This window comes from Arthrobacter sp. P4_H3, from assembly GCF_056400885.1.
Genome location: NZ_JBFUKK010000002.1, coordinates 81,304 through 95,166, shown reverse-complemented (window position 1 = coordinate 95,166; position 13,863 = coordinate 81,304). Strand labels below are relative to the sequence as shown.

Genomic DNA, 13,863 nt, shown 5'->3' with positions numbered 1-13,863 from the left:
TCACTCCCGGCGGTCCTCCTCCGGGTGGAAGGTCTCCGCCGGCATGCTGGTGCCGGCTTCCCTTTTGATGGTTTCGAGCTTTTCCTGCTGCCACTCCGCGTCCATGACCGGCTTGAGTGCGGCGAAACACAGCCTTCCACCCTCATCAAACCGCAGCAGGCCCCCGCCACGGACCGTGTAATAGTCGCTGTCCACCCGGAGGCCCAGCCTGTTCCTCGCTTCGGATTTGGACAAGGTGACCGACTGCACGAAGGAAGCGCCTATTTCGGAGACCACGAAACCGTCCGGTCCAACACGGGTGCTGGGGCGCACCCGGTTCACCATGATGCTCGTGTCCTGATCGATGCCGCTTGCCTCGATCAAGCGCGGATTCTCCCAAATGAACCGGTTGACCTCCTCAGGGTCGGCGGCCAGGGCGGACAACCGGACAGGATAGCGCAGATCGCGCAGATGCTTCAGCCCGTCCAGGAGTTCATCAGGTTCCGTGGAAAGGTCAATGTCCCAGAAAGCGTCGCGCACGGCTTGCCGGTATCCCATCATGTCTGTCGGCACCAGGACGGCGTCTGCTGCGAGGATCCCTCGCAGCAGGTCCTCCCAGCCCGGGTCCACCGGCGGCATGTAGGCGAGCCCGCGCAGCACCATCCCCAGCATCTGATGCCCGAGGTTCGCCCCGGCTTCCGCCACCTGGTAGCGGCTCGACCGGCCCCCTGGCCTTTCCAGCCGCTGCAGCCAGAGTTTGACGACGGCGTCCAGCACGGCCTTCACGGCAATCTCACCCCGCCGGTGGGGCTCGGGATCCAGCTGCCACTCGAACGGCACGTCCTTGTCAAGGGGCCGCCTGGCCGCGCCGCGTGAAAACAGTCCGTCAGCCAGCCCAAAGAGCCCGGAGGCAAGGACTTCCTTTTCCATGTTCCGGGCGGGCACGGTGCCCGGGCGGCCGTTCGGGCCAGGAACAGCCACTGATAACTGCTGTTCCACGCGTTCGGGCGATGAAAAAACGCTCAGCATTGCCACGAGATCGGCGATGCACTCGTGCAGGGCATAGCCGTCCAGCAAGGCGTCGCTGTCTGTCCACTGCCGTCGATATCCGTCCAGGATCGCGTGCGTCACCTCGTGGGCCACGAGATCGTGATAAAGGCCCAATGGAACGGAACGCTTCGAGCGGTCATCGGTTCTGTGCCCAAATCGGATCAGGCCGCGCTCGCGGTTGTAGCCCGTGGAGGTGTAAGGGACTTTATCGTAAACACTGATCACCAGCCGGTGCCCCGAGGCCCATCCCATTCGACGGCCCAGGGTTACCTCGAAGGCATGGAGTGTCGCGGTCGCCACCGCATAAACGTGCTGGGCAAGGAACCGGCTATCGGCCAGCAGGTCCTCAAGCCCGGAGGGCGCGTCCTGGTCGTCGATGCACCACTCGTTGCGGTCCACGGAGAGGGAGACGGGCCGGGGCCCGTCAGCACCGGGCGCCCGCACCCGCAATGCGAACCGTGATCCCACCGGGCCGTTGATCATTCTCTCCACGGGCACCCGAATGCTGGTGGTAAGCGGTTTTCCCGATTTGCGGGTGAAGGGGCCCTCGGCGAGGGCGGTAAGCGCGACCATCTCAAGGCCATGCCCGATGCCAAGCGCTGCAGAGACCATAGCGGGCCCGCTTTCCTCAACGTTGCAGCCCACCCAATGGATCGATGGTCTGCATGAAGCCTGGTTCCCCAGGCCTCAATTATTGCGGTCGCGGGACTGATTGCCTACGGCAACCCGCCGCGGACGTCGTTATCCCGCTAGAGCGCCGCGCGCTGCAGCGAGCGCGCTGCGTCGATGGTGGCCTGCCCCAGGACCCGGCTTCCCTGGTAGAGCACCACGGTCTGTCCGGGGGCCACCCCGCGCAGCGGCGTGGTGAGCGTGACCACAAGGTTGGTCCGCTCCCCGCCGTCGTCGTCCTTCAGCAGTTCGGTGTGGGCCGTTGCAGGGACGGGATCGCCGTGGGCGCGGACCTGGGCGTGGCAGTCGAACTCTTCGCCGGTGGCGATTTCCGCAATCGGCAGGCCCGCCCAGGAAACTTTGATGCCGCGGATCTCGTCGATTGCCAGGAGAGCCTCCGGTCCCACCACCACCTTGTTTTCCTTGGGCCGGATCTCCAGCACGAACCGCGGCTTGCCGTCGGCCGCCGGGGTGCCCAGCTTGAGGCCGCGGCGCTGGCCAACAGTGAACGCGTTGGCGCCGGGGTGCTCACCCACCTTCGTACCGGATTCGTCCACGATGTCGCCCGTGGTCATGTCGATCTTTTCCGCCAGCCAGCCGGCGGTGTCGCCGTCCGGGATGAAGCAGATGTCGTGGCTGTCCGGCTTGTTGGCAACGGACAGCCCGCGGCGTTCGGCCTCCGCTCGGACTTCAGCCTTGGACGGCGTGTCCGCCAGCGGGAACATGGAGTGCTTGAGCTGCTCGTGGGTGAGGACGCCGAGCACATAGCTCTGGTCCTTGGCCCAGTCGGCCGCACGGTGCAGTTCAGGATTTCCGTCGGCGTCGGTGATGACCTTGGCGTAGTGGCCGGTGCAGACGGCGTCGAATCCCAGGGCGATTGCCTTCTCCAGCAGCGCTGCAAACTTGATGCGTTCGTTGCAGCGCATGCAGGGGTTCGGCGTTCGTCCGGCGGCGTATTCGTCGATGAAGTCCTGGACCACGTCCTCCTTGAACCGCTCGGAGAAGTCCCAGACGTAGTACGGGATGCCCAGGACATCGCAGGCACGCCAGGCATCACGGGAGTCCTCGATGGTGCAGCACCCGCGGCTGCCGGTACGGAGCGTTCCGGGCATCCTGGACAGCGCCAGGTGGACACCGACCACGTCGTGTCCGGCCTCGACGGCGCGGGCGGCGGCAACGGCGGAATCGACTCCGCCGCTCATGGCTGCAAGAACTCGCATGCTGTCTTTCTTTAGGGGAAGGGTTTGATTGTGGGGCTGCAGCGCATCCCTGGCCGGTCCGGCTGGACACACTGCATGCCCGTCTATTCTACTGCCTCGGAAAAGGGACGCTTAAAACGTGCCCGCCGGCCCTTGACGGCCATCCCCCCGGCTTCTATCGTCAGGATTACTATTTTTAGAATGCCCGGCCGGACGCGCCGGCTTGCCAGGAATCGAGCGGCTCCATGCCTGTCGAACGCACCACCGAAAGCATCGTGATTGCCGGGGCGGGCCTGGCCGGCGCCACCGCTGCCCGCACCCTGCGCGGCGAGGGATTCTCCGGCCGGATCACCCTTATTGGCGCCGAACTGCACCACCCGTACCTTCGGCCGCCGCTGTCCAAGGAGTACCTGCTTGGCAAAGCCGGCGAGGAAGCCCTCCCCGTGGCGCCCGAGGCCTGGTACGCAGAGAACGACGTCGACCTCCGCCTGGGCGTGCAGGTCGCCGGCATCGATCCCGGCCCCCACACGGTACGGCTCAGCAGCGGCGAAACCCTGGGCTACGGCGCCCTGCTGCTGGCTACCGGCGCCCTTCCCCGGCACATCCCGCTGCCCGGGAGCACGCTGGACGGCGTCACCATGTTCAGGACCCTGGATGACAGCCGCCGCCTCCGGGAAAGGCTGTCGCCGGGCGGGCGCGACGTCGTCATGATCGGCTCCGGCTGGATCGGGATGGAACTTGCGGCCGCGGCCTCCAGCTACGGCAACCGCGTGACCCTCCTCGGACTCGAGGACATTCCGCTGGCGGCCGCCATCGGCCCCGAACTGGGCCGGTTCTTCCGCTCGCTCCATGAAGCCAACGGCGTGCAGTTCCGGCTCGGGGCCACCGCCGCCGGACTCCTGGGCGATTCCGGCCGCGTCACCGCAGTGGTCACCGGATCGGGTGAGGCCCTGCCGGCCGACACCGTGGTCATTGCCGTGGGAGTGACCCCCGAAACCACGCTCGCGGAGCAGGCCGGCCTGGCTCTGGAGAACGGAATACTGACCGATGCCGCCCTGCGGACCAGCGGACCGGACATCTTTGCGGCCGGGGACGTGGCAAACGCCCTGCACCCCTTCACCGGCCAGCACCACCGCAGCGAGCACTGGTCGAATGCGCTGAACGGCGGCAACGTCGCAGCAAAGTCGATGCTGGGCCGGGACGCCGCGTTGGAGACCATCCCTTATTTCTACACCGACCAGTACGACGTCAGCATGGAGTACTCGGGATTTCCCACCCTGGCCGCGGGCGCCGAACCGGTCATCCGCGGCTCACTGGCCGGCAAGGAGTTCATCGCGTTCTGGCAGCACGAGGGCCAGGTGGTCGCAGGCATGAACGTCAACGTTCCGCGCACACAGAAAGCCATCAAAGCGCTGATCTCCAGCCGGGCGCCCATCCAGGCAAGCCGTTTGGCGGACCCTGCGGTCGCGCTGGATCAGCTCCTGGCGGACGACTGACGGGCCACGGTGGCGGCCGTCTGGATCGTCGATTCGTGGCCCGCCATCCCTGCCTGGCTGGCACGCTGATAGGCGCCCGGGAGCGCTGCCAGGAGGGCATCGACGTCGGCCTCAGTGGATGAGTGGCCCAGCGAGAAGCGCTGCGCACCCCGCGCGGTCGCCTCGTCCAGCCCCGTGGCCAGCAGGACGTGCGAGGGCCGCGGAACACCGGCCGTGCAGGCGGAACCCGTGGACGATTCCACCCCGGCAAGGTCCAGCAGGAACAGCAGGGAATCGCCCTCGCAGCCCGGAAAGGTGAAGTGCGCGTTACCGGGCAGGCGGCCAACTCCGGGCGCGCCGCGGAGGACCGCCTGCGGGACGCATTCCTGCACACCGGCGATCAGTCTGTCCCTCAACCCCGCAATGCGGGCCGCCTCCCCCGGCAGGTCCTTCGTCACGGCTTCGGCCGCGGCGGCGAAGGCGGCAATTGATGCCGTATCCAGGGTTCCGGATCTGACATCGCGTTCCTGGCCTCCGCCGTGCTGCACCGGTGTCAGCTTCACAGACCGGCCCAGCAGCAGGGCACCCACACCCACCGGGCCGCCGATCTTGTGGCCGGAGATGGACATGGCATCCAGTCCGCTCGCCCGGAAGTCCACGGGAACGGACCCAAAGGCCTGGACGGCGTCTGAATGCACGGGAACGCCGACGGCATGGGCAGCCTCAACCACTTCCCGCACCGGCTGGATGGTGCCCACCTCATTGTTGGCCCACATCACCGACACGAGGGCGATGGACTCCGGGTTCCGGCCCAGCTCGGACCGCAGCGCCCCCAGGTCCACAACGCCGCTGGAATCGACGGGCAGCCAGGAAACGTCCGCCTGCTCGTGCCGTTCCAGCCATTCAACGGTGTCCAGGACAGCGTGATGTTCGACGGCGGAGCAGAGGATCCGGGTGCGTGCCGGGTTTTCGGCGCGGCGGGCCCAATACAGTCCTTTCACAGCCAGGTTGTCGGCCTCCGTGCCGCCCGAAGTGAAGATGACCTCTGACGGGTGGGCACCGGCTGCGGCGGCAATTGCCTCGCGGGCGTCCTCCACGGATCGCCGGGCCCGGCGCCCCGAGCCGTGCAGCGATGATGGGTTTCCGGTCCTGGCGAGCTCGCGGGTGAGTGCCGCCAGAGCCTCGGCGGCGATGGGCGTGGTGGCGGCATGATCGAGGTAAACGGACACAAGCCAATTCTAGCCGCGGCCGCCCAGGGGGCTCCGGCGCCGGTGTAGATTCAAGCGGTGAAAGCCTCGATTTACTTGGTGCTGGCCACCCTGTTCTGGTCCGGCAACTTTGTGGTGGGGCAGGCTGCCGTGAACACCATGACGCCGCTGGAACTCACCTTCTGGAGATGGGCGCTCGCTGCCCTGCCGCTCGTGGCGCTGGCGCACTTCGTGGAACGTCCGGACTGGCGTGCCGTCCTGGGCCGCTGGCGCGTGCTGCTGCTCCTGAGCGTGCTTGGCATGGGGGGCTACACCCTGCTCCTCTACACTGCCCTCCAACACACCTCGGCGCTGAACGCTTCACTGATCACTGCCGCCAATCCGGCGCTCATCGTGGTGATGGCGATCTTCTTCCTGGGTGAAAAGCCCGGCGCGTACGGCTGGCTGGGCATTGCCCTGGGGCTGGCCGGCGTGGTCCTGGTCCTGACCCGGGGCGAGCTGCACCGCGCCTTCAGCATCACGTTCAATGCCGGCGAGCTGCTGATGATCGGCGCGATTGTGGTGTGGGGCTTCTACACCATCGTTGCCCGCAGGCTGGGGCTTCCCGCCATTGCCGCCACGGCGGTGCAGGTGGTGATGGCCACTGCCATCCTCGCTCCGTTCGCCCTCGGCGCCGGGGCAGAGTTCCCTGCGACGGCTGCAGAAGGCTGGTCGCTCGCGTACATCGCCGTGTTCCCGTCCTTGGGGGCGTACCTTTTCTGGAACCTCGCGCTCAAGACAACGGCACCGGCGACGGCCGGAAACTACCTGAACCTCATGGTCGTCTTCACTGCGGCCATCACCGTCATCACGGGGACTCCGATCAGCCTGTCCCAGGTCATCGGCGGCCTGCTGGTCATAGCGGGTGTCCTGATGGCGAGCCGGCCCAAAAAGCCACAGGAAGTCAGGGCGGGGTAACCCTCGCGCAGCACTCACCTGGGACGTTGTTGCCCGCTATGCGGCCTTCCGCCAGGCCGCAGCCGGCAGCGGCGCCGCCCAGGAAGGCCCCGTTCATGGCGCAGACCACTTCCGGGTGGCTGTCCGCGAGCCGGTGGAACGGGCAGTTGCGGAGTGCGTAGCCGCCGGCGCCGTCGGGCTCCGGCACATAGCCTTCCGCCGAGAGGAATTCCTCGAGGCTCCCGCTCCCTTCCGCCATTGCCAGGCCCTTCGCGTAGGAAGTGGCCAGGAGTGCGTCCCGGACGGGCTCTCCGGCGGCACTGGACTGTTCGATGGCTGTTGCCATCAGTTCGCCGGCAAGATCGTAGTTGCGGTCCGGCACGGAGGCGCCCACTTCGGGCTGCGCCGTCCGGTACATCTTCGCCGGCCGCCCCGAGCCGGGCCCGGCCTTGCCGCCGAGCTTGCGGAACTCAACGGTGAGGACCCCGTCCTGGACCATCCTGTCCAAATGGAACGACGCCGTGCTTCGCGGGATTCCGAGAGCGCCGGCAGCATCGTCGCGCCCCACCGGGCGGGGCGATGAGGAGACGAAGCCGAAAAGGTTCCGTCGGTTCTCATCGCCCAGGGATGCCAGGGCTGCGATCCGGCGGGCCCAGGGAAGTCTGCGCATGGAACACCCTAACTCTAAAAACAAGATTCATTGCTTAATCCTGCAATGCTTTCTAAAATTATGATACCTACTTTTAGAAGGAGTTCATCATGAAATCCCCCTCGGTGCTGAGTTCGCCCGGCCGCACGCTTGCTGGTGACCCGGCCCATCAGGCCTTCCTGCTGCTGCGAACGGTCTTCACGGCCGCGCCGATCATTTTTGGCCTCGACAAGTTCACTAATCTGCTCGCCGACTGGACCATCTATTTGGCCCCGGTCGCAACGTCAGTCGTTCCGCTCCCGGCCCAGACCATCATGTACATCGTGGGCGTTGTGGAAGTGATCGCCGGCATCGCGGTGGCAGTCCGGCCGCGCTTCGGATCGATGCTGGTGGCCGTGTGGCTGCTGGGCATCATCATCAACCTGCTGCTGCTGGGCAGTTTCCTCGACATTGCCCTTCGCGATTTTGGCCTGCTCGTGGGTGCGCTGGCCCTCAACCGCCTGTCAACGCGGAATTCCCGCCGGCCACGATAGCGCGGTCGGTTCAGTTCGTCGGCGGAACAACCACCAGCCGTTCCGACACGTCCGCCCGGGCCGCGGCGAGCGCGGCCCGGTCCGGGCACGAGAGCGAAATGTAAATGGACGAACCCGCTTTGCCAAAGACCCTCGCCAGGACAGCGACCGACTTTGCGCCGGGCGCGGATCCGCTTTCGAAGGCCAGCACCTCGGCCTTGGGCCCCGGCTTGTCCGGTTCACCGCCCCAGCGCAGGGTGTCGGTTTTCAGGTAGCTGGGGAGGATCGTGGAATCCAGGTATTTGAACAGCTCGACGGTGGAGGCCATGTCATCTCCGGGAACGGCAAGCGACCCCTGGTTGGAACGCACGCGGGCCGACACCACGCAGCCGTCGGCTTTGAGGTAGCGGTTTTCCCCCGCCACGTTCTCCTTGACTGGCTTCCACCCCGGCGCTTCGCGGAGTCCGTCGGAGAGGCCGACGGCGGTCCCCGCGGCCAGCGAGTCACCCGCGGTAAAGGGAAGGTCCTTGGCCGCTACTGCCGCAGCATCGTGGCCCGGAGTGATGGTGGGCGTGGCCAGCGTCGGGGTGGTCTGAGTATCACGCGGGGCAGCCGGGTCCGGGACGCCCACGCTGCATCCGGCCGAGCCGGCAACCGCCAGCGCCAGGGTTAGGGGCAGGGCCATCCGCCGCCGCACCGCGAAAACGGGTTGCCTCCGGTTTGCAGCGGGTCTTCTGCCAAGCGCTGTCACATTGCCCCCACATACCTTCTGCCGGCGGCACTCCCCCGGCCGGTCCTCCGCACGAGTCTAGACGCTCAGCACGCCGCGCAGTGACATCATGCACCTACGCCAGCACCCGGATGGCGCCGGGCACCACCTCGACTGTCAGCGGCAGCGGCCCGACCCGTTCGCCGTCGGCATAGGCAACAACGTTCGCGGCAGCGACGTCCACACGGCGTACCTGCCGGATATGCACCGCGCGGTGTCCGGTGTGGCGGCCGGAAAAGACCTTGGGGAAGACGGCCAGGAACTGTACGCGGGACAGCGGTTCGACGATGAACAGAGCCAGGAATCCGTCGTCGAGCACGGCGTCCGGGGTCACCTTCATGACGCCGCCGATGGACTGCCCGTTCGCCACCGAAGTGAGCATGGCCGCCTGCTGCCGATAAGGCGCCCGCGCGCTTTGAATGCCACCCATATCCTTCGCAGGCGGCACGCGCATCCTTCAAGGCGAGGCCCAGCGCGCGGGCCATGTCGTTGCCCGTTCCGCTGGGAACAATGCCCAGCGCCTCGCCCACAGACCCGGCCAGTTGGCCATAGCTGTCCCTCCTGAGCACGATGACCGACGCCCCGGCGGCACGGAAGAAATCCACCACAACGCCGCCGGTGTGCTGCGCGCCGCCGAAAGAAGCCCGGGGGTTGATTGCAACGGCGATGATCATGCCAGCGGCAGGGAACCAAGACCGCGGGCACGGACGTTGACTCTTCAGACGGTTAAACTGGGCGGACCGGACTGCCTGAGTGGACTGGAATCAACAAGAAAAGGATCAGTGCTTGACCCAGGGCAGCAGCTCCCATTACCAGGTTCTTCGCCTTCCCGTGACGGCGACCGACAAAGAGATCAAGGTGGCCTACCGCAAGGCTGCCCGGCGGGCGCACCCCGACCACGGCGGAGATGCCGCCGTCTTCCGGCAGGTGACGCTGGCCTATGAGACCCTGATCGATCCAAAGCGTCGGGCCGCCTATGACCGCTCGTATGCGCACGGGTCCGCGGGAGCGCCAACCGCTGACGGCGCACATTTCGATGCCCCCGCAGCCGGGAGCCGCGCCTCGGCGACCGTCCGCCGGCCCAACACCCCGCGGAACACGGCTGGCGACCCGCCGGTGTACATTCCGCCGTTCGAACACCCCGAGTCCGGCAGCGTCCCGCTGATTCCGGAGGAACTGGCCAGCCGCCAGGTCCATGGAATGCCGCGGAAACGCGGAATCTTCGGGGCGGAAGCCCGCATCCAGCGGGAGATGCGGACAGTCCAGCTGATCAGCCGGCAGGTGCTCCCGGCCATCCCCGCGGCCCGGCTGATCAACGGTCTGCAGTCGCCCGCAGACAACAGCCATATCGACCACGCGCTGCTGTCCGGTTACCGGCTGGCGCTGATTGGATCCATGCTGCTGCCCAAGGGTGCCTACGCCTGGAACGGAAGCACGCTGACGCACGGAGGCCGGTCCATTGCGCCGCCGCAGCTGGCGCATATCGTGCGGCGCATGCAGGACATCTTTCCGGAACTCAACGTGACGGGCTGGACCGTCATCCACAGCCCCGACGGCAATCTCCATGAACCGGTGATCGACCACCACCGCCGCGCACCCCGCGGGCACGAAACCGTCCAGGTGGTGAACGGAGCCGGGCTGGTCCGCGGGCTCAAGGAATTCCTGAGTTCCGGGCCTGGGCCCAATACGGTGAACGTCCCGGCCCTGGCAAGACTGCTCCGCGGAATGCACTGAAGGCCCGGCCGTGCGCAGGAGTGCACCGGCCTTGGCTAGGATGGGACGGTGTTCCGCATCCTCTTCCACACCCCTGAAATTCCCGGCAATACAGGCAACGCCATCCGGCTCGCTGCGATCACCGGCGCCGAACTGCATCTGGTGGAGCCTTTGGGCTTTGATTTTTCCGACGCCAAGCTCCGCCGTGCAGGGCTGGACTACCACGACCTCGCCGTGGTGACGGTGCACAAGAGCATCGAGGCTGCCTGGGACGCCCTGCAGCCCGAGCGCGTCTACGCCTTCACGTCCGACGGCGAAACCTCCTACGCAGACATCAGTTACCTCCCCGGCGACGTCCTCCTCTTCGGCCCGGAATCGGTCGGACTTCCCGAGGACCTCAAGCACGACCCGCATGTGACGTCCCGCGTGCGGCTGCCAATGCTGCCGTCCCTGCGGTCGCTGAATCTTGCCAACGCTGCCTCCATCGCGGTTTTTGAAGCGTGGCGCCAGAACGGCTTCGCCGGCGCGAAAATCTAAGGGCTGCCACGCTCGAAGGGGCTTCCCGGGTGACCCGGACCGGGGCGCAATTAATTGACTTTCCCGCCCATCCGTACCACTAGGCATTCCGAACTACCTGTAGAGGCTAATCCGGGCCTCCACGGGATCGCGAGGAGCGGCAGGTGACCACATTGCAGGTCCGCAGGCCCCCTGCGAGGGAAGTCGCCGCCCACAGTGAGCCTCCCCGCGGCGCCAATGCCAATGGATCATCCCCCGCCGACTTATGCTTGAGAGTGATGGAAACCCCCAACGCCCCAAACCCAGAGGCTACCGCGTCCCCTGGCACCGCCGCCGACGTGAACCGGCGGCTCGGTGACCTGCTGGCACAAATCGCCGCCGGGGACCAGGGTGCCTTCGCGGAGTTCTACGAACTGACGTCCCGGCGTGTCTTCGGAATGGCCCGACGCGTCCTGATCGACCCCGAGCTCAGCGAGGACGCCACCCAGGAAGTCTTTCTCCAGGTCTGGCAGAACGCGGCGAAGTTCAATCCGGAGGCCGGCAGCCCGTTGGCATGGCTCATGACCATTTCGCATCGGCGGGCAGTGGACAAAGTCCGCTCCTCGCAGTCATCAACCGACCGCGAGGCGAAATACGGCGCGAGCAGCCAGGAGATTGACCATGACTCCGTCTCAGATGAGGTCGGCAGCAGGCTGGAAGCCGAGGCCGTCGTCAGATGTCTGGACACGCTCACCGAGACGCAGCAGCAGTCCGTCCGGCTGGCATATTACGGCGGGCTAACGTACCGCGAAGTCGCGGAGAAACTGAACGCCGCCGTGCCCACCATCAAGTCCCGCATCCGCGATGGACTGATCCGCTTGAAGACCTGTCTGGGGGTGAGTTGAGATGACCGACATGAACCAGCCGAACAGCAGCCGCTCCGCCGGAATGTTTGCCCACGATATCGCCACGGACCTGGCCTCCGGCCGGGCAGTGGAGCTGGCCGAACTGTATGCCCTGGACGCCGTAAGCCCCGCCGAGCGGGCAGCCATCGAGCAATACCTCTCGGCCGCGCCCGGGCCGGAACGGAACGCGTTTGATGAACGCGTCCGCCAGGCACGGGAAACGCTGGCCGCCACCTTTACTGCGGAGGAGGAACCGCCTGCAGGCCTCTTCGACCGCATAGTGGCCCAGCTCCCGGCCCAAGCGGAAACGGCACAGCCGGGGACGGTTCCCGCTCCTGCCAGCCATGGGCGTCCCCTTGAACCGGGTAGGACTCCGGCGAGCGATGAACTCGGGGCCGCACGCCAGCGCCGTGAAGAACGGCGCCGGACACCCGGGCTCCGCAACTGGCTGGTGGGCGTGGCCGCCGCGGCTGTTATCGCGCTTGGCGGCGTGGGAGTCGGCGCCTATGTGGCCAACCAGAACGATCCGCTCAACCAGGTCCTCCAGGCCCAGGATGTCCGGCAGGCAACGGTTGACGTAAGCGGCGGCGGTACTGCCACTGTCTCCATTTCCTCGTCCAAGGACGCTGTTGTGGTCAAGATGAACGGCGTCCCGGCCCCTCCTGCCGGCAAGGTGTACCAGATGTGGCTGATCCCCAAGGACGGTTCCGCTCCGGTTTCGCAGGGTCTCATGGATGCCGAAGCACTGTCCAAACCAGCTGTGGTTAAGGGCATTGGTTCGGCGGCGGCGCTGGGCATCACCGTTGAACCGGTGGGCGGCTCCGCTTCACCCACGCTGCCGACAGTGGCAGCGGCCCCTCTCGGAGCGTAGCGGGACGGCTTCCAGCATCACCACCGGCCAATTGCGCAAGCCTGGGCCTACGGGGTCGCGGCGCCTGCCGCTTCCAGGTTGAGCCGCTCGATGATTTCCTGGGCCTCTTCCGACGGCGTGGCGGAAACGCACAGGGAGATGTGGTTTTCGTCGGCGGTAGGTTCTTCCAGCGCGTCAAACTGCGATTCGAGCAGTGCGGGAGGCATGAAGTGCCCGTGCCGCGACGCCAGGCGGTCGGAAATGTTGTCCTTGCTTCCCTGCAGGAAGACGAACACCACGCCTTCGCCGCGGAGAACATCGCGGTACACCTTCTTCAGTGCAGAGCAGGTGATCACACCCGGCGTTCCGTCCTGGGTGTGAGCCCTGATCCATTCGGCGATGGTTTCGAGCCACGGCCACCTGTCCGCATCGGTCAGAGGCTCACCGGCCTGCATCTTGGCGACGTTCGACGCCGGGTGCAGGTCGTCGCCTTCCGCCAGGTCCCATCCGAGCTTGCCGGCCACGAGGCCGGCCACAGTTGACTTGCCGGAACCTGAGACGCCCATGATCACCAGTACCGGCTGCTGCGCAGTCTTCGTCATCAAAGCCCGCCTTCCTCAATAAATATGATTTAAAGAGAGGCCAGCATATGACACGGGTTACACCCGGGCAACCCTAGAACCCGGCGATGGTCCCCGAACCGTTGATTGTGACGACGTGAAATGCCTCGGCACTGCGCCCGCCGGCCAGCCCCGCCCGCGATCCGGTCCCCAGCATGAGGGAGCGGACGGTGCGGTCCATGGCGTCCAGGTCCGGGTGCTGGCTGGCGTGCACATGGATCGCCGCCAGCTTTTCCTCCACGTGCCCCGTGACGTCCACAAAATGGTTGTCCCGCTCCTCGGGCCCGGCAAACAGCCATAGCCACGGCAGCTTGTAGGCCTCGAGGCCCGCTTCGGCCAGCTCCGGATAGGCGAACGGGTTCTCCAGCGCCGGGTAGACCGCCCGGGTGACGGCCTCGCCCACGGCGAGGTGGTCCGGGTGGCTCTTCTGGATGCGGTTCCAGTTACGCTCGGGATGCATGGAAAGGACGACGTCGGGGCGGATCTCCCGGATCAGCTTCACCACTCCCCTCATCACCTCGTGCGTCGGCTCCAGGTAGCCGTCCCGCTCATGGAGATAGTGGATATCGGTGACCCCGACCAGCGCGGCGGCGCGGCGCTGTTCCTCGGCCCGCATCGCCACGATCTCGTCGCGCTGCGCGGGGTCGAAGCCGCCGGCATCACCGTCGGTCATGATGCAGTAGCTGACTTCAACCCCTGCCGAGGTCCAGGCAGCAATGGTTCCGGCTGCGCCGAAGTCGATATCGTCCGGGTGGGCGGTAAAACAAAGGACCCGCTCAACCCGGTGGTGGTCCGGGTTGAACGGGCTCTGCGCCGCAGCGTTGGTGCTCAACT

15 protein-coding genes are annotated in these 13,863 nt (G+C 66.4%); 7 read left to right on the top strand and 8 right to left on the bottom strand.

All coding sequences use genetic code 11. The features are described from left to right. A complete protein-coding gene (locus tag AC1DRE_RS03800) occupies window positions 1-1,641 on the bottom strand; it encodes a gluzincin family metallopeptidase (RefSeq protein ID WP_476983407.1) in 1,641 nt (546 codons plus the stop codon). A 137-nt stretch (window positions 1,642-1,778) separates the two neighbouring features. Continuing rightward, a complete protein-coding gene (gene mnmA, locus AC1DRE_RS03795) occupies window positions 1,779-2,900 on the bottom strand; it encodes a tRNA 2-thiouridine(34) synthase MnmA (protein WP_476983611.1) in 1,122 nt (373 codons plus the stop codon). 242 nt (window positions 2,901-3,142) lie between these two features. Between mnmA and AC1DRE_RS03790 the strand changes: the two genes are divergently transcribed. Beyond that, on the top strand, window positions 3,143-4,393 hold the full coding sequence (locus AC1DRE_RS03790; protein ID WP_476983406.1) for an NAD(P)/FAD-dependent oxidoreductase: 1,251 nt from the start codon (window positions 3,143-3,145) through the stop codon (window positions 4,391-4,393). Here the strand turns inward: AC1DRE_RS03790 and AC1DRE_RS03785 are convergent. Beyond that, on the bottom strand, window positions 4,372-5,601 hold the full coding sequence (locus AC1DRE_RS03785; RefSeq protein WP_476983405.1) for a cysteine desulfurase family protein: 1,230 nt from the start codon (window positions 5,599-5,601) through the stop codon (window positions 4,372-4,374). The genes AC1DRE_RS03790 and AC1DRE_RS03785 overlap by 22 nt on opposite strands. A 57-nt stretch (window positions 5,602-5,658) precedes the next feature. Here AC1DRE_RS03785 and AC1DRE_RS03780 point away from each other — a divergent pair, with 57 nt between their 5' ends. Then, window positions 5,659-6,537 (top strand): DMT family transporter, encoded by an 879-nt coding sequence (locus AC1DRE_RS03780; RefSeq protein ID WP_476983404.1) that lies wholly within the window; start codon window positions 5,659-5,661, stop codon window positions 6,535-6,537. On the opposite strand, the gene AC1DRE_RS03775 is transcribed toward AC1DRE_RS03780, so the two are convergent. Further along, window positions 6,524-7,186 (bottom strand): helix-turn-helix transcriptional regulator, encoded by a 663-nt coding sequence (locus AC1DRE_RS03775; RefSeq protein ID WP_476983403.1) that lies wholly within the window; start codon window positions 7,184-7,186, stop codon window positions 6,524-6,526. The two genes, AC1DRE_RS03780 and AC1DRE_RS03775, sit on opposite strands and share 14 nt — an antisense overlap. Before the next feature lie 89 nt (window positions 7,187-7,275). Here AC1DRE_RS03775 and AC1DRE_RS03770 point away from each other — a divergent pair, with 89 nt between their 5' ends. Further along, window positions 7,276-7,698 carry a hypothetical protein gene (locus AC1DRE_RS03770; protein WP_476983402.1) on the top strand — a complete coding sequence of 141 codons (423 nt, stop codon included), beginning with the start codon at window positions 7,276-7,278 and terminating at the stop codon, window positions 7,696-7,698. A 10-nt stretch (window positions 7,699-7,708) separates the two neighbouring features. On the opposite strand, the gene AC1DRE_RS03765 is transcribed toward AC1DRE_RS03770, so the two are convergent. Further along, entirely contained in the window at window positions 7,709-8,362 is a 654-nt protein-coding gene (locus AC1DRE_RS03765) for a hypothetical protein (protein ID WP_476983401.1), read from the bottom strand. Between the two features lie 160 nt (window positions 8,363-8,522). Then, window positions 8,523-8,828 (bottom strand): hypothetical protein, encoded by a 306-nt coding sequence (locus tag AC1DRE_RS03760; protein WP_476983400.1) that lies wholly within the window; start codon window positions 8,826-8,828, stop codon window positions 8,523-8,525. Between the two features lie 404 nt (window positions 8,829-9,232). On the opposite strand from AC1DRE_RS03760, the gene AC1DRE_RS03755 reads away from it, so the two are divergent. The 4 genes from AC1DRE_RS03755 to AC1DRE_RS03740 all read left to right on the top strand — a co-directional run bounded on the left by AC1DRE_RS03755 (window position 9,233) and on the right by AC1DRE_RS03740 (window position 12,430). Then, window positions 9,233-10,180 (top strand): J domain-containing protein, encoded by a 948-nt coding sequence (locus tag AC1DRE_RS03755; protein WP_476983399.1) that lies wholly within the window; start codon window positions 9,233-9,235, stop codon window positions 10,178-10,180. A 48-nt stretch (window positions 10,181-10,228) separates the two neighbouring features. Further along, window positions 10,229-10,696, top strand: coding sequence for a tRNA (cytidine(34)-2'-O)-methyltransferase (locus AC1DRE_RS03750; RefSeq protein WP_476983398.1), 468 nt, complete (start codon window positions 10,229-10,231; stop codon window positions 10,694-10,696). A 257-nt stretch (window positions 10,697-10,953) separates the two neighbouring features. After that, window positions 10,954-11,559 carry an ECF RNA polymerase sigma factor SigK gene (sigK, locus tag AC1DRE_RS03745; RefSeq protein ID WP_476983397.1) on the top strand — a complete coding sequence of 202 codons (606 nt, stop codon included), beginning with the start codon at window positions 10,954-10,956 and terminating at the stop codon, window positions 11,557-11,559. A gap of 1 nt (window position 11,560) precedes the next feature. Beyond that, a complete protein-coding gene (locus AC1DRE_RS03740; protein ID WP_476983396.1) occupies window positions 11,561-12,430 on the top strand; it encodes an anti-sigma factor in 870 nt (289 codons plus the stop codon). 47 nt (window positions 12,431-12,477) lie between these two features. On the opposite strand, the gene AC1DRE_RS03735 is transcribed toward AC1DRE_RS03740, so the two are convergent. Together AC1DRE_RS03735 and AC1DRE_RS03730 are read right to left on the bottom strand one after the other, a co-directional pair. After that, complete coding sequence (locus tag AC1DRE_RS03735) at window positions 12,478-13,011, bottom strand: gluconokinase (RefSeq protein WP_476983395.1); 534 nt, start codon at window positions 13,009-13,011, stop codon at window positions 12,478-12,480. A gap of 73 nt (window positions 13,012-13,084) precedes the next feature. Then, the gene (locus tag AC1DRE_RS03730) at window positions 13,085-13,861 is read right to left on the bottom strand and encodes a PIG-L deacetylase family protein (protein WP_476983394.1); all 777 of its coding nucleotides are present in this window, start codon (window positions 13,859-13,861) and stop codon (window positions 13,085-13,087) included. Between the last annotated feature and the right edge of the window lie 2 nt (window positions 13,862-13,863).